Here is a 21,736-nt window from a genome sequence, read left to right on the forward strand (position 1 = left end):
TAGAGCGTAGCGGGGCGGAGCATCGTTACGAATTACGAATTACGAATTACGAATTACGAATTACACTTGCCATACTCTTGGTATGCAGCCACCGCGATCGCTAAAATCAATTCTTAGCATTTGCCACACAGCCGTAAACCATCTTCTCACCTCAGATGTGGAAGCACCACGATATCGGCACAAAAACCCATTTTCTAGGCGGGTAACGCCCATAAGGGTTGACTGTTGACTGTTGACTGTTGACTGGTAAGTAAATACGGAACGTGCTTTGTCAATGGTTTCTGCTGCAACTTGACTACCTAAGTAAATGAAACTAGCAGCTATTGGTTGTCCTGATAAGCCGTGGGGACTATGAAACACCTCTTCGCTACCTGGTAGGTATTGGCGATCAATCCACAAGGGAACGCCTTGTTGCCAAATTTCAGTATGCGATCGCCATTCGCCTTGCAAAAATTTCTCTCCTCTAGCACTGCGTCCAAATCGGGTAATTTCCCAGCCCAAGAAACTAGCACCGATCGCTAATTCTACCCGTAAATCTTGGCGATAAATTGCCCCGTTAAATAAAATTGTTTCTTGCGGTAGCCATTCTAAACAAGCACCCGCATCTACTTGTATATTTATAGTTTGTTTAGCTTCCAAGCCATTGCTGCGATATATCTTCCCGGCGGCGGCTGTAGTGATTAAAGCTTGGGTATGCGGTTGGAGGTGAATATTAGTAGATAAGCGATCGCCTCCCACGACTCCCCCAGCTGTATGTAAAATGACGCTATGACAGACTTTTTCCCCTTCTGGGTAAAACGGACGTTGCACCTTTAGCGGTGCTTGCTGGTGATTATAAATTAACTCAGTTGCACCCAGGCGATCGGCATACACTAAGTTAAGTTTGCCATGCCAGCCTTTTTCATGATTTAAATTAGCAGGCATTAATATAAAGTAAGAGAATTTGGCCAGGAAAAAATGACTACACTAGTCAATTCCATCACCTTAGAAGCATTCCTGCAACTCCCTGAAACCAAACCCGCTTCTGAATATATCGACGGAAAAATTACTCAAAAACCTATGCCCCAAGGAGAACATAGCCGCCTTCAAGGTAAACTCGTGTCCACTATCAATGGAGTGGCTGAACCTCAAAAAACTGCCCTAGCTTTCCCCGAACTACGGTGTATTTTTGGTGGTGTTACGATCGTTCCTGACATTGCCGTATTTCGCTGGGAACGCATTCCCCGTGAACCATCAGGTAGAATTGCCAACAGATTTGAAACTTATCCTGACTGGGTAATAGAAATCCTATCCCCAGATCAAACCCAAGCTAAAGTTCTGCGTAAACTGCTGCACTGTTCTCAAAATGGCACAGAACTAGGATGGTTAATTTTTCCAGAGGACGCTAGTATTTTAACCATCTTGCCAAATCAACGGGTGGAAATGCTTACAGGTACAGACACACTACCAATTCTTAGCAATATTGACCTCTCCCTAACAGTTGAGCAAGTTTTTAGCTGGTTAAATCTCTAAAGAGGCGTAGGCGGGAGCAAAGGAGAATAACTAATGACTAATAACTCACAAAAAACATGGGATGCAAAGTAGCATCCCCCCATCTTTTGCCAGATTATTGACGATATTTAACCAAATCTACCACTAACGTAATCTCTGGTAGCTTCTTGTTGGGGATTATTGAAAATTGATTCTGTGGCATCATACTCTACTAAATAGCCGCTACGACTGCCTCCATCTGTAGCTCGGACGTTGAAAAAGGCTGTCATGTCAGAAACACGGGCAGCTTGTTGCATATTGTGGGTAACGATAACAATAGTGTATTGCTCTTTCAGTTCGTGAATTAGTTCTTCTACACGTAGGGTAGATACGGGGTCTAAGGCTGAACAGGGTTCATCCATGAGGATAATTTCTGGTTGAACAGCGATCGCCCGCGCAATACATAAACGTTGTTGTTGTCCACCAGATAAAGATGTACCACTTTGGCGCAATTTATCTTTGACTTCATCCCACAACGCAGCTTGTCGCAAACTCTTTTCGACTAATTCATCAAAATTACCTTTGTAGCCGTTGATTTTAGCACCAAAAGTAATATTGTCATAAATCGTCTTAGGAAATGGGTTTGGTCTTTGAAAAACCATGCCAATTCTCCGGCGGACTACTACCGGATCAATTTCGGGTGCATACAAGTTTTTATCGTAAAAATAAATTTTCCCCTCTGCCCGGAATGATTCGATTAAGTCGTTGAGACGGTTATAGCATCGCAGCAATGTACTTTTACCACAGCCGGAGGGGCCAATAAAGGCTGTCACCTTATTTTTGGGTATGTCCATCCAAATATTCTGTAAAGCTAAAAACTTGCCGTAGTAAACATTCAAGTTTTCTGCCCGTAAAACAGTTTGGGTGTCATTCACTGTACTAGTTTGAGTAGCCATAATTTAGTGTAGTGTAGATTTTTGCCATCAAGAACTGTAATGGAGATACAGTTGCGCTAAGATTTTTGGTTAGTTTCCCAGAGAGAAATGCTAGAACTTCTTCTGCCGACTGAAGTAACGAGCTGTAATACTAAATAACAGCACAATTGACAATAAAACTAAGGCTGCGGCCCAAGCCAAAGACTGGGAAGCCTTATAAGGAATAATCGAGAAAAAGTAAATCAATACTGGCAGAGTGGCCACAGGTTCCCAAACATTCCCAGCCCAGAAATTATTGTTAAAGGCAGTGAACAGCAAGGGAGCGGCTTCCCCAGATGCACGAGCAACAGATAAGACAACACCCGTCACAATTGAAGTCAAAGCTGCTGGTAGCACAATCTGGACAACAGTTTCAAATCTTGTCGCACCAATACCCGTTGATGCCAACCGCAAATCATTAGGTACTAGCAACAAAGCTTCTTCTGTAGACCGAATAATAATAGGTAGCATTAACACACCCAAGGCTACCCCACCAGAAAAAGCCGAAAATGACCCTAAAGGCCTAACCACAATGGAATAGGCAAATAAGCCACAGAGAATAGCCGGTACTCCAGTGAGTACGTTGCAGGAAAATTTAACTAAGTAAGCCAACTTAGTTCCCCGACCAAACTCAGCTAGATAAATAGCAGCAATGACACCAAAGGGAACTGAAATTAGTGTACCAACTCCTAGAGTCATTAAAGTCCCCACAATGGCATGACCAAAACCCCCCTCAGACAAACCAGGAGGTGGGGGGAGCTTAGTAAAAATATCTGGAAATATGAGAGAATCAACACCCTTTTGAAACACGCTCACCAGAACCCATACCAGAGGGACAATTACTATTGCGGCGAAGACCATAGTTAAAATCGTCAACACCTGCTCAGTAATGCGGCGATGGGGAGCCATAGCCTTAGCACTGATATCGAAATCATTGCCTTCATAGGCAAAGGAAGGCTGATTACCCGAAGTATCCATAATTGATCTTTTGTAAACTTAATCTTGCATCCACTCTGATTAAAAGCTGAAGAAAACACCTGCAACTTCACTCAATATTCTGGAATCGACGAATAATCACCTCAGCTAAAATGTTTACCACCAGGGACAAGATCATTAGCACTAAACCCGCGTACATCAAAGCGGCAACTTGGGTGCGTCCGGCTTCTCCGAACTGGGAGGCAATTAAACCTGTGATAGTCGATCCAGGCTGAAGCCACGATATATTAATACGGTTGGCATTACCAACTAGCATGGCGGCGACCATTGTTTCTCCCATCGCCCGTCCCATAGCCAACATGATGGAGCTGACAATACCAGACAAGCCAGCAGGAATCATGACTCTCAGAATCGTTTCCCAACGGGTTGCTCCCAAGGCTAAAGAACCGTTGCGGAGGTCTTTAGGTAGAACTTCTAAAGTGCCACGGGTAATAGAGATAATAATAGGCACAATCATAATTGACAGTACCAAGCCAACGAGCAGCAGGCTATTGCCTAAGCCGCCACTACCACTAAAAATGGGAATCCAGCCCAAGTAGGTATTGAGAAAGCCAAAAATCGGCCGAATAAAGGGAATGAGAACGAAAATACCCCAAATCCCTAACACCACGCTGGGAATAGCGACGATTAACTCAATGGCAAAGGCGATGGGAGTTGTCACCCACTTCGGCGCAAATCCTTCTGTTAAAAAGATCGCTACTCCGATGCCCAAGGGGACTGCAATTACTAGGGCAATAAAGGCGGTGACTAAAGTTCCATATATCTGAGGCAGTACCCCATAGACGTTGGTGACAGGATTCCAGGTTGTACCGAATACAAAACCAAAACCAAATTCTTGAATGGCTGGTATAGCTTCTAGAGCTGTCTGTACGATTATCCAGAGTAAGACTGCTCCGGCACTTATGGCTAGTAGCAGGGTTAGCCCCCAAAAACCGACATCGAGAACCCTAGCCCTACTGTTTTCTTTTTCAAGGCTATGCCCGGTTAATCGAGTAGATTGGTCAGCCGATGTCATGACGTTTTTTTGCTCCATAAAAGGTTTTTCTTACATGGTAGTTTCCCAACTCAGGTATCCTGGATCAATTTTGGGAGTGTCTTTGATCATCAAACACTCCCAAGCATCTCCGCTCCTTACTTGGCGTTCACGGTGTCAAATTCCTTTTTAATCCGCTCTACTAGAGGTTCAGGAATCGGGACATAAAGAAGTTCCTCTGATAACTTCCTGCCTTCTGGACCTAAAGACCATTCAAACACTTTACGCATCGCTTGCCATTTGGCATCGTCTTCATACTGCCGATAAATCATTACCCAAGCTAGACCGACTATGGGGTAAGAATCCTTACCTGCTGGGTCGGGGACTAAGAGGGCGAAATTATCGGGTACTGGCTCATCTAATAGAGCTTTACCTGCTGCTTCCGGGGATGGGGCGATAAAAGTTCCCGCTTTGTTTTGAATTAAAGCTGAGTCAATTTTGTTTAGGGCAGCATAGGCATAGGATAAATAACCAATAGCTCCGGGATTTTGCTGAATGGTAGCGGCTACACCTTCGTTACCTTGACCGCCAACCCCCACAGGCCACTGTACTGAAGTTCCTGCGCCAGAAGTCCAGTCTGGGCAAACAGTTTTAATATGATTGGTGAATACAAAGGTAGTACCACTACCATCAGATCGGTGAGCAAAGGTGATGGGTAAGTCAGGAATCTTTAAACCAGGATTATCAGCTGCGATCGCAGGATCAGTCCATTTATTAATTTTACCCGTAACAATGCCACAGTAGGTTGTGCGAGACAGTCTGAGTTCTTGATCTTTTACTCCTGGCAAGTTGTAGGAGAAAGATAAAAAGCCTCCAGTCATAGGAATTTGGATCGGATCGTAATTGTGCTTCGCTTTAAAAGATTTGAGCCGATCCGCCGAATCAGTAATGGGTGCTTCACTAGCCCCGAAGTCTACCGTCTTATTAATGTACTGCTCCAAACCTGCCCCACTACCAATAGACTGATAGCTTACCTGAATATTGGGGTTGACTTGGCGATTATAGGCATCAAACCACCGTTGAAAAAGAGGTGCAGGGAAGGTTGCTCCAGCTCCACTAATGGTTACTTTTTCACCAGTAGCGACTACATTTTGTCCACCACCGTTACCAGTGGTAGTGGTAGGCTCTGAGCTAGGCGCACAGGCTGTTGCTACCAACATCATGGGTAGAGAGGCAACTGCTAAAAGGACTTTGCGATTGAGAATCATGAAAAATTATGTTCACTTTGCGAAACGACTGACTACGGATTCAGATCAAAAAGACCTTACTTCATCGGTAATGGCAACATCACTGGCACCAAAGTCTACAGTTGTAGCAGTACCATCGGAAATGTTTCGGTTTGCTGTCCACCACAAGCCACTAGTCTCGATGTCATATCTAACACCGATGCTTTAGCTGCTAGGCGACTCTTTTTCATTAAATAATTAGGTAGCCGTGATAGCATTGCTGTCAATTGTTCGTGAATTTATTCACGTGGGCTACACTAAAAATACCCCTAACATAGAGGGTCAAAGGTTAACATAAGGTTAATAAAAGTAAAAAAGTAGATCTTTTTTTGATAAATCCTTCCATATGATTTTTTTGCTACTGAATAAAATTTATACTTAAATTAAGTAAATGCAATTAGAACTAATACTTAGACTCACTATATCTTTATTGACTGACAAAATTTGACTTTTTTGAATTCCCTGTTCGCGTAGCGTCCCCTAGGGAAGTGGTTAAACCAATTCGCAATGGGCTAAAACCCCGCTTCTCTACGAGACGCTACCGCGAACGCTAACGCAATGAACTAACGTCATGGCTTCGCTAACGCAACGATGCTCCCGCCCCGCTCCGCTCTAGGCGCAGCTATGCGGCAGGCTTTACGCTTTTTCCGTGTTGTAACGGGGATTTAGACCTCTATACAACACTTACGGTTTGATAGAAGCCGGGGATTTAAACCCCTACATTTTGTTAACTGACTATACTGGTTGCTGTTGCTTTTTCCTTTAGCCTAATCATCAATGTTTGCCGCTTCCAATCAATTACTATGGTCTATGATTGGCTTACTCTTGACAATAGGTGGTACTTTTTTAGAAGCCTATAGTATCACCTTACCTTGGAGTTGGAGTCAGCATGGAATTCAAACTGTTTCTTTAGGTGTCACTTATCAAATTGGTGCGGTGCTGTTAATAGGCTGCCTAGGAGGACAAAATGCTGGTGCGTTGTCACAAATTGCTTACTTAGTTATGGGTTTAACTCTGCATCCTGTATTTGATGGAGGTGGTGGCGTTGGCTACATTAAGCTATCTCAGTTTGGCTATCTACTAGGATTTATTCCTGGCGCATGGATTTGTGGCTTTGTTGCTTTTCAAGCTAGACCAAAGCTGGAAACGTTAACATTTAGCTGTGTTTGTGGCTTGCTAACTATCCATATTTGCGGAATTATTTATTTAATCATTAGTCATACTTTTCAAGGGCAAGGTATAGATAGCCCGCTATTAACACAAGCCATTCTCAGATATTCTTGGTTTGTCATACCCAGCCAGCTTGGTGTAGTCTGTGCCGTTACCGTAGTAGCATATGTGTTGCGACACTTAATGTTTTATTAGTCATAGAGAAACAAGTACCGCTTTTCATGCGTTTAAAAAATCCCCTTTTCTTGATCGTTGCCTTTGTAGCAGTTATTTTAGACCAACTAACAAAATACTGGGTAGTAGAAGCATCTTCATTTTGGCCGTTAGAAACTATCATCGACTCCAAAACAGGGATTCCATATGATAGAAATACGCTACCACTTCTACAAGGCATATTTCATTTCACCTACGTAAAAAACGACGGTGCAGCTTTTAGTATATTTAGCGGACAGGTAGATTTCTTACGCTGGCTCTCTTTAGGAGTAAGTTTAATCTTAATAGGACTAGCATTGTTTGGCCCGGTCTTAAACCGTTGGGATCAGCTGGGATATGGTTGTATCTTGGGTGGTGCTGTGGGTAATGGTATTGATAGGTTTGCTTTAGGCTATGTAGTTGATTTTCTCGATTTTCGATTGATTAACTTTGCTGTATTTAATGTGGCAGATTCATTCATTAGTATCGGTATTGTTTGCTTATTAATTGCTTCGTTCCAAAAAACACCTACTTCCAGTCGGAGACTTCGTTAAGCAAGTTGTAACAATTTGCTAGTACACTGTTGAACTACTAGTACAGACAGAAAAGGACAAGGTATTTGACCCTTGTCCTTTTCGTTTTAAGTAACTATTAATTTAATTAGATGCACTATTTACTAGTTACCAGTAGAGGGAATTGTGGGTAAACCAGAATCTGGAAGTTGGTTTGGAGAGATGCTTTCTGGTGCTGGAATTGTACTGTCAGGAGTGATGGACTCAGGTACATTCATGTTTCCTGGCGCGGGAGTTGTACTGTCAGGAGTGATGGACTCAGGTACATTCATGTTTCCTGGTGCGGGAATTGTACTGTCAGGAGTGATGGACTCAGGTACATTCATGTTTCCTGGTGCGGGAGTTGTACTGTCAGGAGTGATGGACTCAGGTACACTCATGTTTCCTGGTGCTGGAATTGTACTTTCAGTAGGTTGAGTTTCTACTGGGGTACTATCAGGAGCATTAGGTGTGACAGATTGATTATCTGCACAACGGGAATTGAGAGGAAAACGCTCACACAGAATTTTAAATCCTTCTGGTGATAACTTGATTTCCGTTGGTGAACTGGTGGATGAGCTACTAGATTGCGCGATAGGGGATTTACTGGATTGGGCAACAGCAACATTAGCTGTGATTGCCAAAGTTAGGACTGTACCAATCACGGTCAGAGATTTTCCCATAATTCTGAACTTAACCTTAACGGAAACGGAACACTCGCACCATTAAAACAGACAATAAATTTTTAGAGAATATTCCTAAATGAAGATGTTTGCTTTTGTTGTAATGTAGGTGGATATGTAAAAGTAGTAAAAGTTAAATCCCTATTTTATTGATAAGAAGCGTTAAATAATACAAAACTCAAAGTGTTCCCTCTAGTTATTTAACCCATTAACATTAGTGAAAATAAACATTGTAGATGAGAGTTGAAAAATTTCATCTGTATTAACCAGTACCCAACTCCACAAAGTAAATTTACTAGATAGCTAGTCTATTGATGTAAGATTGAATCGGCAATAATTCCGTATAGCCAATTAATTTTTTGGCTTAGGAGTAAAATGGTGTAAAACCAATATAGAGACCGCCATTCGCCCGATTCTTCACTCTTCACCGTGATGTAAACAGCCGATGAACTCTCCCCAACCTCCTCACAAATCACAAACTTTACTTGGTCAACTGACTCAAGCAGTACATACGATTCAAGCTAGGGTTGATTTTTCTAAACTGGCACTCAAGCCCAATGCCAAAGTACCAGAAATCTGGGTGCAGGATGCAGGGGCAGATAAAGCGGAGGTTTATCCACTGTTGGGCGATCGCTATATGCTGGGTCGCAGTTCCAAATCCTGTGATATAGTCATTCGCAACCCAGTTGTCAGCCAAATTCATTTGTCCTTATCGCGGGATTCTTCCCAGCGTACCCCAGTTTTTATTATCAAAGACGAAAACTCCACCAATGGCATTTATCGCGGCAAACGGCGAGTTAATACCTTAGAACTACGTCATGGCGATGTTCTCACCCTAGGCCCACCAGAACTAGCAGCTTCGGTGCGATTGCAATATGTCGATCCGCCACCTTTCTATGTGAAAGCGGCAACTTGGACAGGCTATGGTATTGCTGGCGTGAGTGCCTTGTTAGGGCTGGTAATCGGGGTTGAATCGTTCAAATTTAAAGTTAGACCTTTACCGACAGCTACCCGCGCTCCTATAGTGGTTTACGCCCGCGATGGTAGCACCCCATTACGTGAACCCCGGAATGTAGCTCATGTTGACATGAAGCGTCTAGAAGACTTTGGCCGCTATTTACCGGCGGCGGTAGTAGCCTCTGAAGATAGCCGCTATAACTGGCATATTGGGGTTGACCCCTTGGGTGTTTTACGGGCTGTGTTGATTAATACCCGTAGTGGAGATGTGCAGCAAGGAGCTAGTACCATTACCCAGCAGGTGTCCCGGAGTCTATTTCGAGATTATGTAGGCGCACAAGATTCTCTAGGAAGGAAAATTAGGGAAGCAATTGTTTCCCTGAAGTTAGAAGCTTTTTATAGCAAAGATGAAATTTTGCTCACTTACTTAAATCGGGTGTTTTTGGGGGCTAATACCTCTGGTTTTGAGGATGCTGGTAAGTATTACTTTGAGAAGTCAGCCAAAGACTTATCTCTAGCGGAAGCTGCAACATTGGTAGGAATTTTACCTGCTCCCAATGCTTTTAATTTTTGTGGAGATGGTCCGAGAAAACTCGATGCTGCTGATTACCGCAATCGTGTAATTAAGCGGATGTTGGAAATGGGCAAAATCAGCCAAGAGGAAGCTAACCGAGCCAGAAGATCAACCGTGCAAGTTAGTCCTAAAGTATGTGAGCAGCAGGCTAAAACTATAGCTCCTTATTTTTATGACTATGTGTTTCAGGAACTAGAAAAAATATTAGGTGAAGGTGCAGCTAGAGAAGGAAACTACATCATAGAAACCCAGCTAGACCCAAGAATTCAAGCTCAAGCCGAAACATCTCTACAAAATTCAGTCAACACCGCAGGTTCGGCTTTTCGGTTTTCTCAAGGGGGAATGGTAACGCTAGACACGAGAACCGGTAGTATTCTGGCAATGGTTGGCGGTACTGATTATCGTCAAAGTCAGTTTAATCGGGCAGTGCAAGCCAAAAGACAGCCAGGTTCTACCTTTAAAATCTTTCCTTTCACCCAGGCACTTGTACAGGGAATACCCACCTCTAGAACTTATTCCTGCGCCCCTTTACCTTGGCAGGGCTTTACTTATAAGCCATGTCGTGCTGGTGCAAATGTGAGTTTAGATGTTGCCACAGGATTCGCACTTTCAGAAAACCCTATTGCTTTGAGGATAGGTAGGGAAGTGGGATTAGATAAAGTGGTAGCGATGGCAAAACGTTTGGGTGTCAAGTCATCACTCGACCCTGTACCTGGGTTGATTTTGGGTCAAAGTGTAGTCAATGTTTTAGAAATGACTGGTGCGTTTGGTGCTATCGGCAATCGTGGCGTGTGGAATCCGCCCCACGCAATTAGTAGAATTTTAGACAGTAGTGATTGTCGCGATCGCAATGATTTGAAAACCTGCCGTGTCATCTATTCCTTTGATCAAGACCGAGAAGCTAACAAGCGAGTCCTACCAACAGCTATAGCCGATCAGATGACTAATTTGATGCAACAGGTAATTACAAGGGGTACAGGGCGCGGTGCTGCTATTGGACTGGATGAAGGAGGCAAAACTGGGACAACCGATAAAAACGTTGACTTGTGGTTTATCGGCTTTATTCCTAGTCGGCGGCTAGTCACAGGTGTTTGGTTAGGCAATGACAATAACTCCCCCACCAATGGTAGTAGCGCACAGGCTGCTCAGTTGTGGGGTAATTATATGAGAAGAATTACAAGATAAATTCGTAGTTCGTAATTACGAATTACGTTAGCGGAGCGGGACGTTAGTCCATTACGAACTACGAATTATTACTGATATCCCTGCCAAGGGGCAACTTCTAATTGACCGCTAGGCTTGAATATGACCTGGAAGTGGGCTAAAGCTTCCTTGTTGTTGGGTGCAGCTGCATTTGAACCGTACACGGCTTGAAACATTTTCGGTAAGGGTGTTTCCCGGAAATAGTCAAAGGCTACTTGGTTGAGCGGTTCATAATCAGCAATTGTGCCATCTTTATTGATGGCGACGCGATACTTCAAATCTTTGTTAAAGCCGGGAGTTCCACTCCAATTTTGCCGGACTGTATCGTAAAGCTTTTGATTTAACGTTTTGATGGTATTAGCATCAGAGATTTTTTTCCCGACAACTTCCGGGGTTCTCGCATAACCACGCCAAGGGCTAACCTCTAGTATGCCTTTGCTAGTAAAAACTACTTTAAATTGGGCAATTGGTTCATTCGCAATGGGAGGACGGTTAGCAGGATTGTAAAGTAAGTTAGGCAGGGGTGTTAATTCTATACTTTCATTTGCCCCTTGGTTGACTGCTTTGTAACCCACAATTGACCCATCTGCTGCTACACCTAAGCGATAAACTAAATCCTGTTTAACTCCTGTGCGGTTATTCCAAGCGGGATCAATTTGATTCCAAACCTGCCGATTTAAAACACGTAGTTGAGAGGGGTCGATGATTTCATTAACATTATTTAAAAGTGCCTCTAAATCTTTAACTGCGGGTTGAGTTGCAACTTCTGTAGGCGTGGGAGTTGCGGCGGCTGCGGTGGCTGCTGGTGTTGGTGTGGGACTTGCTGCCGTTGTGGGTGTTGTCGTTGGTGTTGTCGTTGGGGACGCTGTAGGATTGGTAGTAGAACTTTGTTCCTCTCGCTTGGTTTCTGGTGGGCGTATTTCTGGCGCAGGAATCATGCTAAAGGCGATCGCTGCTACAGCTAAACTAGAAACACCAATAGTTGCTGGTACTGCCTGTTTCATGACAGCTTGACTAGTACCACCATAACGTCTAGTAACTGGTTGTAATTCTAGGGATAACTCCGGTAAAGTTTGAGTGTCGGCAAAAAACTGATCTACGGCTTCTACTAAATCAAACAACTGTACCGTATTCAAATCTAGTTGAATTGGTTTTTGATTATCGCTAGAGCCAGAATTAAATTCATCTGGTGCATTCTCAGCGTGAACTATTAACCTGTGGCGGTTAACATCTATGTTCTGTAACTCTACCAATTCAGAGTCTTGATTATGTGCTTGTGGGTTCGGCACATTACTCAAAAACTCTTGAGCATAACCACTAACTGCTCTCACTAAACTTTCAAAAAATTCTCTTCCTCCCACGAGGGGTTGATTGTGGTTGGAAATATAACATTCTGCATTTACTAAAATTGACAGTTCAGGCCGCATTTCTTGGAAATGTGTGCCTCTGGTAGCATCACTTAATCCCTCTAAAAGCAATGTACAATTAGGCAAACTGTACTTACGTTGAATGTTCATTCTACTTCCCCGTCAAATAGACTAATCCAGAAACGCTGCATTCCAGCTGTGCCAGTACAAAATAGCAACTGTCCCAACAAATTTATAGCTAATTCATTTAATTTTTCATCAGAATTTAAAGCCAACGCACCAAAACGGCGAGCGTTCATTCTGCTTTTAAAATGCGCTCTAAAGCGTTCTAGGTAATTAGATAGACGTAAATTCTGTTCTAGGGGGATCTGCTTGTCGTTCATTTGCTGACAGATCATCAGCATTTGGCGGATCACAACCGTTAACCGCCGGGCAATGTAACAGGCAATTACTACTAAAGCTTTTGCCTCCATAATAGTTAAAGGGCGGCGAATATGCGCTCTTCTGATGGGGTTAGAACTCCGCATCCGCCACAAATTCACCCTATCCTTAACAATTCCTTTCAAGTCCAACTCTTGGGCAAAAGTGAGGATGGCTTCAGAACCACCCAATTCTAAAGCTTCAATCGCCAGTAAAATCAGATCAATTTGCAACCTAGTTCTAGCAGGACATCCCTGTCCCGCGATCGCAGGATCTGGTAAAGTGTCCAAAATCATCGGCAGTGATGGGGGGGGTGGACTGTTGAACGGCGTTAAGCTTGCAGAAACATTCATTCTATAAAATACCTTGTGCGGCTCTAATAGACTAGGCAAAACTAGTACAACTAATTTAAGATAAACAGCTAAAAAGCAAGATTAAACTTTTAGTAGCAATAACAAGTTTAATGGATATATACATTACTTACTTGTATTATTCCCAGGTTGACCTATAGGTAAATTTAAGTTTTTAAAGCACTATTTTACTCTCTTGTTATGTGAGTATTAATCTATCTTCAGCTTGGTGTAGATTCTCAAAATCGTCAATGGATGACGAACCCGATGCTCTAAGCCCAAGCGTATGACATTATAGTGTACGATTTTTCAGGTTGCAGGAGACTAGTGCCGCAAAGCGGAAGTCAAGTCGCTTTGCTCCAATTCAAAATTCAAAATTCAAAATTAAAGACAATACTAGGTACTGGGAAATTGTTTCCCAATTCCCAGTCCCCAGTCCCCAGTCCCCAATCCCCATAATTATGGATTTAAAATCTCTAATTCGTGACATCCCAGATTTCCCTAAGCCCGGAATTATGTTTCGGGATATTACTACTTTACTGCGCGATCGCGAAGGTTTGCGATACACTATTGACTTTCTTGCAGAAAAATGTATTGAAGCTGGATTTGAGGTCGATTATGTTGCGGGTATGGAGTCAAGGGGGTTCATTTTTGGAACTCCGTTAGCTTATAGATTAGGTGCTGGTTTTATTCCTGTCCGCAAAAAAGGTAAGCTACCAGCAGCCGTTCACTCTGTTGAATATCAACTAGAGTATGGTACTGACTGTTTAGAAGTGCATCAAGATGCTTTACACCCAGGTAGCCGAGTCTTGATTGTAGATGATTTGATAGCGACAGGAGGAACAGCCACTGCTACAGCCCAATTAATGCAGCAAATAGGCTGCGAATTAGTGGGTTTTGGGTTTATTATCGAGCTACGGGATTTACAAGGGCGCAAATATTTACCAGATGTGCCAATTATTTCTCTAGTTGAATATTAGTCAATAGTCATTAACTGATGGCTTTAAAACCAAACACCACTGGACAAAGGAACAAAGGATAAAAGGCATAATGACTTCTACAAGAATTTCCTGGGATAGAGGTTGGGACTGGTTAATTAGGTTGATCACCAGCGAAACATTGATTTATGTGGTGAAGCGGATATTGCAGGCACTGTTGACCCTATTGTTGGCATCGGCATTGTCGTTTTTTATCATGAAACTATCCCCAGGGAATTATGTAGATACATTGCGGCAAAATCCGAAAATTTCTCCAGAGAGAATTACAGAACTGATCAAGCAGTTTGGGTTGGATAAGCCTTGGATAGAGCAATATTGGTTCTGGTTGGTACGTATTGTCACCAAAGGAGATTTTGGTACAAGTTTTGTTTACCAGCGTTCAGTTGCGTCTCTATTGTGGGAGAGAATACCTGCTACTTTAATTTTAGCGATCGCTTCTTTAGTTATTACTTGGGCGATCGCTATTCCCTTGGGTATCGTAGCGGCGGTAAAACAAAATAAAGCCACTGACCGAATTTTGCAGGTGATTAGCTATACCGGACAAGGATTTCCCAGTTTCATCACTGTTCTACTCCTACTGATCTTTGCCCAATTCACCACGCCTTTATTCCCCGTGGGTGGAATGACTAGCATTGACCATGCGGATTTATCTTGGTTCGGTAAAATCCTTGACCTCGGTTGGCACATGATTTTACCTACCATTGCTTTGAGTATTACTAGTTTTGCTGGCTTACAACGCATCATGCGCGGCGAATTATTAGATGTACTGCGCCAAGATTACATCCAAACAGCACGCGCCAAAGGACTCCCAGAAAATCGTGTAATTTACGTCCATGCGCTGCGTAATGCCATTAACCCCCTCATTACTTTGTTAGGCTTTGAGTTAGCAGGTTTATTAGGCGGTGCATTCATCGCTGAACAATTCTTCAACTGGCCGGGTTTAGGTAGATTAACTTTACAGGCGGTTCAAGCTAAAGACCAGTATTTAGTCATGGCTAGTCTAGTAATGAGTGCCGTATTACTCAATGTAGGCAACCTTATGGCAGACTTGTTACTTAAAGTAGCCGACCCCCGCATTCGTCTAGACACCTAATTTTAGTTACCTGTCCCCTGTCACCTGTCCCCTGTCCCCTGTCCCCTGTCCCCTCTCTCCATGCTCTCCGAAGTCTATTACATACTACGTTCCAAAGCTGACGGGCGTTATCTCACAGCTCGTCCTAATGAAGACGCATCTGTTTATTTATTACTATTTCGAGAAAACTTTGATGCTCTTAGCTATCTCAACACCCATGCACCAGACGTAGCAAACCGCTTTGCTGTAGAATCTCTTCCGGGTACACAGTTAGGAAGTTTGCTCAAACGCTGGGGTTTTACGGGGATGGGTATTGTGACTGACCCATTGTTGCCTAAAGTGGATTTTTTAAAGCACAGCTAGAACAACTAAAAAATAGGCGATCGCTAGTTCTTGATTAAGCAAATAAACAAGCGATCGCACAAGTAAAATTAGGTAGTAGGGGCGAGTCCAGTTGATCACCTGGAAATAAAGTTGTTACTAACTTTAAACTTCCCTGTTCGCGTCGGTATACTTCCAACTGTTGTTTGCGCCAATCAACAATCCAATACTCTCTTACACCCCGTGTTGAATAAAGCTTAAGTTTTAGTTCTCTGTCCCGTTTTTCGTTCTCATTACCGGGAGATAAAACTTCTATCACTAATTCTGGTGCAGCCGTCAAATGTCCAGCTTCATCTAAGAGTTCAGTTAATCTCTGTTTACTAACCCAAACAACATCGGGAATGATATTATCGTTATCCCCTAAGATAATACCGGGAGCAATCACAACTTCTCCCAAATCAGTCTCCTGTGACCAATTATCTAAAGCTGTGCTAATTCTGACACAAGCTTTTTGATGTTTCCAATGAGGCGATCTTGTCACCAATAATTCTCCATCGATGATTTCATAGCGTTTTCCGTCATCTGGAAACAACTCTAAGTCGGCGTTAGTCCAGCGTACTCTTTCTGTCGTCGGCTGGTTCATAAGACCTCGCGGTATGCGGGAAACTCAGCGTCTTTAGACCTGAGAGGGAAGCTACACGGGCGGTTTTAACCGCAGTCCCCTTACGGGGCATGGTAAATAGAGGAACAGTATTTACCATTTTCTCTGTATGCCGAGAATCGCCTTGCTGTTCCAGTAATGTTAGCTTCTCCCAAGGGGAGACGCTGCGCGAACGACCTGTTATAAGAGCTTGTTAGGCTTGCAACACTGTTCCAGTGACCTTAGAACTGTTTAATCACAAGCGACAGAGCAGGGGACTAGCTACGCATCCACAGGGTGTCGTGACTCAAATAACGGCTACTCGTTTTACCGAGTGGTCTGGTCAGTACGGCTTGCTTGATTACTCTTACAAGCCCAGTCCCTTTAGGGCTGGGTTACTGACAAACTATCACTGCGGAGGATTTTAATATTTTAGCTTGGATGAGAATGGCGCAAAAAAAGTCAATAGGCACTATCAACCTAAAAAAATGGTGGGTTAGCCGTAGCTTAACCCGCCCTAAAAGTAATTTATTTTTTTTAGTCTCTAAACTACAACCTTCTCCAAAATCAGCTTAGAACGTTTTATCTGCTCAGGAATCGCTACGGGGTAATCTCCGGTGAAGCAAGCTGAACAGAAGCTATTGGTATCTTCTTGTGTTGTTTCTAACATTCCTTCCCAACTCAGGTAAGCAAGGCTATCTACTTCTAGCTGCTGGGCAATTTCTGCTACTGATTTGGTTGCAGCAATCAGCTGATCTTGGCTATCGGTGTCAATACCATAGAAGCAAGGATGAGTTACCGGAGGTGAAGAAATCCGCATATGTACTTCTGCTGCACCAGCTTCACGCAAGGCTTTCACTAGTTTACGGCTAGTAGTACCCCGGACAATTGAATCATCCACAATAATCACTCTTTTACCTACCAGCACATCTTTGAGGGGGTTGAGTTTCATCTTGATACCCGATTCCCGCATGGTTTGGGTAGGCTGAATAAAGGTGCGTCCTACATAACGATTTTTAATTAGTCCTTCACCGTAAGCAACACCAGAAGCCTGGGAAAAGCCAATGGCGGCTGGTATGCCAGAATCAGGAACTCCAAAAACAATATCTGCGTCTACATAAGACTCTTTTGCTAATTGTCGTCCTAAGCGCATCCGATAGCTATACAGACTCTCATTGTGCATCTGGCTATCAGGACGGGCAAAGTAAATCATTTCAAAAATACATAGTTTACGCTGGGGTTTTTCACTCCAGTGGTTAGAAGCCATACCCTCTTCGGTAATCCAAACTACTTCACCTGGTTCGACATCGCGCAGGTATTCCGCACCAATGATATCTAAACCGCAGGTTTCGGAAGATAAAACGTAGCGGACGGGATTCCCTGGTACAGTACCAATCACTAAAGGACGAATGCCATTAGGATCACGTACACCCATCACGCCAACGGGAGTACCTATAACTAAACTAAATGCGCCTTCGCAGCGATGAAATGCCTGAATAGCACCTTCTAACCAATCTGCACCTGCGTTGACTGCTTCTGCGATCGCAAAGGCAATCATCTCTGAGTCTGTGGTGGTTATTAAGTTAAAGTTACTATTGAGCAACTCTTCCCGCAATTTTACAGTATTGACTAAATTACCATTATGTGCTAACGCTAACGAACCTAAGCGGGTTTCGACTACGGCAGGTTGGGCATTCACTTTCCGGCTAGAACCGGTGGTGGAATAACGAGTATGACCAACGCCTATACTCCCTGGTAACTCTTCCAAAATTGACTCATTAAAAACTTGAGACACCAAACCCATGTCTTTGTGCAGGTGTACTGTTGTCCCTTCAAAGGTGGCAATGCCGGCTGATTCTTGACCCCGATGTTGCAGGGCATATAATCCAAAGTAGGTCAGTTTGGCAACATTTTCTCCTGGTGCGTAGATGCCGAAAACTCCGCAAGCTTCTTCTGGCTTGTCAGGACGACTTTCCAGGCTATCGATTGGGTTATCGATCTGCTGGGGGTACTCATCCAAAGTGACGGAATCAATGGGAATCATGCTAGCTTTGCTCCTGGTGGGGGTGTCAAGTCATACCAATTCAAAATTCTTGCATTCAAAATTCAGAAAGCCAGATGTCACAAGAGCTTCTAATTCGAGATATGTCGTTGAATTTTGGCGAATTGGTGTCACTGGGATTATTTTTATGAACTGAACAGTGGGGCTGTTCTTAATAAATCTTTAACCATCTATTAAAACAGTACCCTAATTGTGTCCAAAGATGCTATCGATTTGGGGGAATTTAGTCATTAGTTAGGAGGACGGGGAATGAAGCATTGGGCAATTCAATGCGTGGATTGTGGAGTTACAATAGCGCAGCGTCTGTCTACAACAGTCCCCAGTCTCCAGTCCCCAGTCCCTTACATCATTAACCGTCTTGCGATCGCATTTTGATAACGATCATTCATCTCTTCGATACTAACTTGGATTAAGGTTTGGTTATCAGTAGTTAAAACCGCTAAATCTGTACCGATATTACCCACCGTTCCCAGTTTTTGCCATTCTGTACCCAGATGTGTCTGTAAATAGGATTCCCAGTTTTCTTGTTGTGCTGATGCTACAGACACAATAATTCTTGTCCCACCTTCACCGAAGAGTAATTCATCAAGGCGTTGTGACTGGGTAGCTTCTAAATATATTTGCGCCCCTAGCTTGCCAGCGAGACAACATTCTGCTATGGCAATAGCTACACCCCCCTCAGCACAATCATGGGCTGAATTTACCCAACCGGAACGGATACCCTCACGGCAGACTTTCTGGACACGACGTTCTAAGTCAAAATCTACCTTAGCTGGTCTACCTGCGACAGTGCTGTGAATGGTGGCTAAATATTCCGATGCGCCTAAGTTGCTGGGAGATGAGCCGAGAAGATAAATCACATCACCTGGGGTTTGCCAACCCTGACCACAAATTTTGCTTAAATCAGGAATCAATCCCACCATCCCCACAACGGGAGTCGGATAAATGGGTTGGGGGTTGCCTTGGGAATCAAGGGTTTCATTATATAAAGAAACATTCCCGCCAGTGACGGGGGTGGCTAATTCTCGACAACCCTCCGCCAAACCTCGACAAGCTTCTGATAATTGCCAGTAACCAATGGGTTTTTCCGGGCTACCAAAATTGAGGTTATCTGTCACCGCCAAAGGTTCTGCACCCACACAGCTAAGGTTGCGTGCGGCTTCTGCAACTACTGCCTTAGCTCCCTCATAAGGGTCAAGGTAAACATAACGAGGATTACAGTCTACTGTAGCAGCAACGCCGCTTAGGGGATGGTTAATTCCCCCCTGCCCTTCTAAAGGTCTTAATCTGACTACTGCCGCATCTGCACCACCAGGTAAAATAACAGTATTATTCTGGACTTGATGGTCATACTGACGATACACCCAATTTTTGGAGGCGATCGTAGGCGTATCTAGTAAAGTTAATAAAATATCATGCCAACTTTGTCGATTACCTTGAATTTCAATACCCTCAGATATACAAGTCGGCAAAGCATTAGGCGACCATTCCCAAGCTTTACGGGCATATTCTGGCGGTTCTGCCAGTAACTCACGCTCATAAAGTGGGGTATTTTCTGCCAAAGCATCAGCTGGAATTTCTGCTGCTACTCCACCTTCAAATAGAATCCTGACAATCGGTTCGCTAATTACCGTACCAGCGACAACAGCCTGTAGTCCCCAACGGTGGAAAATATCAATTAACTCTTGCTCTCGTCCTTTATGGGCAACAAACAGCATTCGTTCTTGGGACTCTGACAGTAGATATTCATAGGGAATCATCCCCAATTCCCGTACCGGAATCTTATCTAAATCTAATTCGATACCGACACCACCTTTTGCCGCCATCTCAGCAGTAGAACAGGTGATACCCGCAGCACCCATATCTTGAGCAGCTACAACTGCACCTGTCTTAAACGCCTCCAGACAAGCTTCAATTAACGATTTTTCTAAAAATGGGTCGCCTACTTGCACCGCCGGACGGTCATCCATTGATTCATCACTTAATTCGGCACTAGCAAAACTAGCTCCTCCCATACCATCACGGCCAGTTGTAGAACCCACATACAATACAGGATTCCCAATCCCAGATGCTCCAGATTTGACAATTTCCGGCGTTTCCATTAATCCTAGTGCCATAACATTCACCAAGGGATTACCGGAGTAAGCCGGGTCAAAGTAAACCTCACCGCCAACAGTGGGAACGCCAACACAGTTACCATAGTGGGAAATTCCTGCAACTACTCCAGAGAATAGCCTTTGGGTTCTGGGGTCTTCTAGAGAACCAAACCGGAGCGAGTTTAACAAAGCAATGGGACGCGCACCCATTGTAAAAATATCTCTGAGAATACCACCAACTCCGGTTGCAGCACCTTGAAAGGGTTCAACAGCTGAGGGATGGTTATGGGACTCAATCTTAAATGCTAGTTGGAGTCCTTCACCCAAATCAACAACTCCGGCATTTTCTCCTGGCCCTACAAGGATGCGGGGGCCAGTAGTGGGAAACTGTTTGAGTAAAGGGCGAGAATTTTTGTAGCAGCAATGCTCAGACCACATCACCCCAAACATTCCCAATTCGGCTTTGTTGGGATGACGACCTAAGCGGCGCACAATTTCTGCGTATTCTTCTGGTTTAATACCTTCAGCAGCAATTTCTTGGGGAGAAAAGGGAGCAGGGGTTGTGGCAGTCATGGAAATAATGCACCAAGAGTACAGAGAATTATTGTATCGATTTACTTGTGCTGTTAACTTTTAGGTTTTGTAAAATCAAATCGGCTCTTGGTGCAAATCCGTCACCGTACTCTGCTGGGTAATGATTAATCACATAGAAAACTTTGCCGTTCTGTTCACCAAGGTATATAGTGCCTGTAATTTCTTGTCCTTGACGGAAATCAATCTTTTCTTTTGCCCAAGGATAGGAGACATTTGAACTCCGACTGCTGACGCGCCATTTATTGGATGCGATGAGTCCAGATTTACTATTCACAAAGGCTTCTAGTTGTTCAATAGTTTTGACCCCATTGGGGAAAAAGACCCTAATATAGGCGTTGTCGTTTTTGCTACCGTCAAAATTGACGATAAACTTTACTCCTGTCCCTTCACCAGAACTAACACCTTCCGCGATAAAATCCTGTTGTGGGAAATATGTAGTGAATAAAGGCTTATAGTCTTCGTAGAGTTTTAGGGTGATGGGAGTTTTTTCTCCCTCAATATAAATTGTCGCCGTTTTTGTGGCTGGCTGCTGAGATGAGCTATTAGTTATTTGAGGAGCATCAGGGGTAGATGAGACACTCTGATTTTGAAGAACTTGCTCCTGTGGTGAGATGGTACAACCAAAGAAAGTTCCTAAGATAATTGATCCAGTCAAAAAGTAACCAAAGCGAATATTCATTTTTACTTACGTGTGTTGATGATTAAAAAAATCTAAATTTCGTATTTTTGACTATATTTATTTGCTATTGTAGGGGAATTTGTCTTTCTAAAGTTAGAAATTTTACTG

General features: G+C 43.5%; 20 protein-coding genes. 7 read left to right on the forward strand and 13 right to left on the reverse strand.

Annotated features, from left to right (window positions below):
• Positions 1 to 60 precede the first annotated feature (60 nt).
• Positions 61 to 924 (reverse strand): urease accessory protein UreD, encoded by an 864-nt coding sequence (locus L6494_RS06775; protein WP_237992875.1) that lies wholly within the window; start codon positions 922 to 924, stop codon positions 61 to 63.
• A gap of 33 nt (positions 925 to 957) precedes the next feature.
• Between L6494_RS06775 and L6494_RS06780 the strand changes: the two genes are divergently transcribed.
• Positions 958 to 1,512 (forward strand): Uma2 family endonuclease, encoded by a 555-nt coding sequence (locus tag L6494_RS06780; RefSeq protein ID WP_237992877.1) that lies wholly within the window; start codon positions 958 to 960, stop codon positions 1,510 to 1,512.
• Between the two features lie 107 nt (positions 1,513 to 1,619).
• Here the strand turns inward: L6494_RS06780 and pstB are convergent, their stop codons facing one another.
• From pstB to L6494_RS06805, 5 genes are all read right to left on the reverse strand, one after another.
• Entirely contained in the window at positions 1,620 to 2,426 is an 807-nt protein-coding gene (gene pstB / locus L6494_RS06785; RefSeq protein WP_237992886.1) for a phosphate ABC transporter ATP-binding protein PstB, read from the reverse strand.
• A gap of 90 nt (positions 2,427 to 2,516) precedes the next feature.
• Positions 2,517 to 3,422 (reverse strand): phosphate ABC transporter permease PstA, encoded by a 906-nt coding sequence (gene pstA, locus L6494_RS06790; protein WP_237992888.1) that lies wholly within the window; start codon positions 3,420 to 3,422, stop codon positions 2,517 to 2,519.
• Positions 3,423 to 3,489: 67 nt separating this feature from the next.
• Positions 3,490 to 4,473, reverse strand: coding sequence for a phosphate ABC transporter permease subunit PstC (pstC, locus tag L6494_RS06795; protein WP_237992890.1), 984 nt, complete (start codon positions 4,471 to 4,473; stop codon positions 3,490 to 3,492).
• Positions 4,474 to 4,571: 98 nt separating this feature from the next.
• Complete coding sequence (gene pstS / locus L6494_RS06800) at positions 4,572 to 5,681, reverse strand: phosphate ABC transporter substrate-binding protein PstS (RefSeq protein WP_237992892.1); 1,110 nt, start codon at positions 5,679 to 5,681, stop codon at positions 4,572 to 4,574.
• A 95-nt stretch (positions 5,682 to 5,776) separates the two neighbouring features.
• Positions 5,777 to 5,917: a hypothetical protein gene (locus L6494_RS06805; protein WP_237992894.1), complete on the reverse strand. Its 141-nt coding sequence runs from the start codon at positions 5,915 to 5,917 to the stop codon at positions 5,777 to 5,779.
• 559 nt (positions 5,918 to 6,476) lie between these two features.
• Between L6494_RS06805 and L6494_RS06810 the strand changes: the two genes are divergently transcribed.
• Entirely contained in the window at positions 6,477 to 7,064 is a 588-nt protein-coding gene (locus L6494_RS06810; protein ID WP_237992896.1) for a biotin transporter BioY, read from the forward strand.
• Positions 7,065 to 7,090: 26 nt separating this feature from the next.
• The gene (gene lspA / locus L6494_RS06815) at positions 7,091 to 7,615 is read left to right on the forward strand and encodes a signal peptidase II (RefSeq protein WP_237992905.1); all 525 of its coding nucleotides are present in this window, start codon (positions 7,091 to 7,093) and stop codon (positions 7,613 to 7,615) included.
• Between the two features lie 122 nt (positions 7,616 to 7,737).
• On the opposite strand, the gene L6494_RS06820 is transcribed toward lspA, so the two are convergent.
• Entirely contained in the window at positions 7,738 to 8,295 is a 558-nt protein-coding gene (locus tag L6494_RS06820) for a hypothetical protein (RefSeq protein ID WP_330911069.1), read from the reverse strand.
• Between the two features lie 445 nt (positions 8,296 to 8,740).
• Here L6494_RS06820 and L6494_RS06825 point away from each other — a divergent pair, with 445 nt between their 5' ends.
• The gene (locus tag L6494_RS06825) at positions 8,741 to 11,011 is read left to right on the forward strand and encodes a transglycosylase domain-containing protein (protein ID WP_237992917.1); all 2,271 of its coding nucleotides are present in this window, start codon (positions 8,741 to 8,743) and stop codon (positions 11,009 to 11,011) included.
• A gap of 68 nt (positions 11,012 to 11,079) precedes the next feature.
• Here the strand turns inward: L6494_RS06825 and L6494_RS06830 are convergent, their stop codons facing one another.
• On the reverse strand, positions 11,080 to 12,546 hold the full coding sequence (locus L6494_RS06830; protein ID WP_237992919.1) for a DUF4335 domain-containing protein: 1,467 nt from the start codon (positions 12,544 to 12,546) through the stop codon (positions 11,080 to 11,082).
• Positions 12,543 to 13,169 carry a DUF3038 domain-containing protein gene (locus tag L6494_RS06835; RefSeq protein ID WP_237992921.1) on the reverse strand — a complete coding sequence of 209 codons (627 nt, stop codon included), beginning with the start codon at positions 13,167 to 13,169 and terminating at the stop codon, positions 12,543 to 12,545. Before L6494_RS06835 ends, L6494_RS06830 begins: the two co-directional genes overlap by 4 nt.
• Before the next feature lie 458 nt (positions 13,170 to 13,627).
• On the opposite strand from L6494_RS06835, the gene L6494_RS06840 reads away from it, so the two are divergent.
• From L6494_RS06840 to L6494_RS06850, 3 genes are all read left to right on the forward strand, one after another.
• Positions 13,628 to 14,146 carry an adenine phosphoribosyltransferase gene (locus tag L6494_RS06840; RefSeq protein WP_237992923.1) on the forward strand — a complete coding sequence of 173 codons (519 nt, stop codon included), beginning with the start codon at positions 13,628 to 13,630 and terminating at the stop codon, positions 14,144 to 14,146.
• 70 nt (positions 14,147 to 14,216) lie between these two features.
• Complete coding sequence (locus tag L6494_RS06845; RefSeq protein WP_237992925.1) at positions 14,217 to 15,257, forward strand: ABC transporter permease; 1,041 nt, start codon at positions 14,217 to 14,219, stop codon at positions 15,255 to 15,257.
• A gap of 60 nt (positions 15,258 to 15,317) precedes the next feature.
• Positions 15,318 to 15,599: a hypothetical protein gene (locus L6494_RS06850; protein ID WP_237992928.1), complete on the forward strand. Its 282-nt coding sequence runs from the start codon at positions 15,318 to 15,320 to the stop codon at positions 15,597 to 15,599.
• A 34-nt stretch (positions 15,600 to 15,633) separates the two neighbouring features.
• Here L6494_RS06850 and L6494_RS06855 read toward each other — a convergent pair whose 3' ends face one another.
• From L6494_RS06855 to L6494_RS06870, 4 genes are all read right to left on the reverse strand, one after another.
• Positions 15,634 to 16,200: a Uma2 family endonuclease gene (locus tag L6494_RS06855; protein WP_237992930.1), complete on the reverse strand. Its 567-nt coding sequence runs from the start codon at positions 16,198 to 16,200 to the stop codon at positions 15,634 to 15,636.
• A 541-nt stretch (positions 16,201 to 16,741) separates the two neighbouring features.
• Positions 16,742 to 18,241, reverse strand: a complete 1,500-nt coding sequence (gene purF, locus L6494_RS06860; RefSeq protein WP_237992932.1) for an amidophosphoribosyltransferase — start codon at positions 18,239 to 18,241, stop codon at positions 16,742 to 16,744.
• Positions 18,242 to 18,600: 359 nt separating this feature from the next.
• Positions 18,601 to 20,928, reverse strand: coding sequence for a phosphoribosylformylglycinamidine synthase subunit PurL (gene purL / locus L6494_RS06865; protein ID WP_237992934.1), 2,328 nt, complete (start codon positions 20,926 to 20,928; stop codon positions 18,601 to 18,603).
• Positions 20,929 to 20,956: 28 nt separating this feature from the next.
• Positions 20,957 to 21,628, reverse strand: a complete 672-nt coding sequence (locus L6494_RS06870) for a hypothetical protein (RefSeq protein WP_237992936.1) — start codon at positions 21,626 to 21,628, stop codon at positions 20,957 to 20,959.
• Positions 21,629 to 21,736 lie beyond the last annotated feature (108 nt).

Origin of the sequence: Nostoc sp. UHCC 0870 (genome assembly GCF_022063185.1) — a bacterium.
GTDB lineage: Bacteria > Cyanobacteriota > Cyanobacteriia > Cyanobacteriales > Nostocaceae > Trichormus.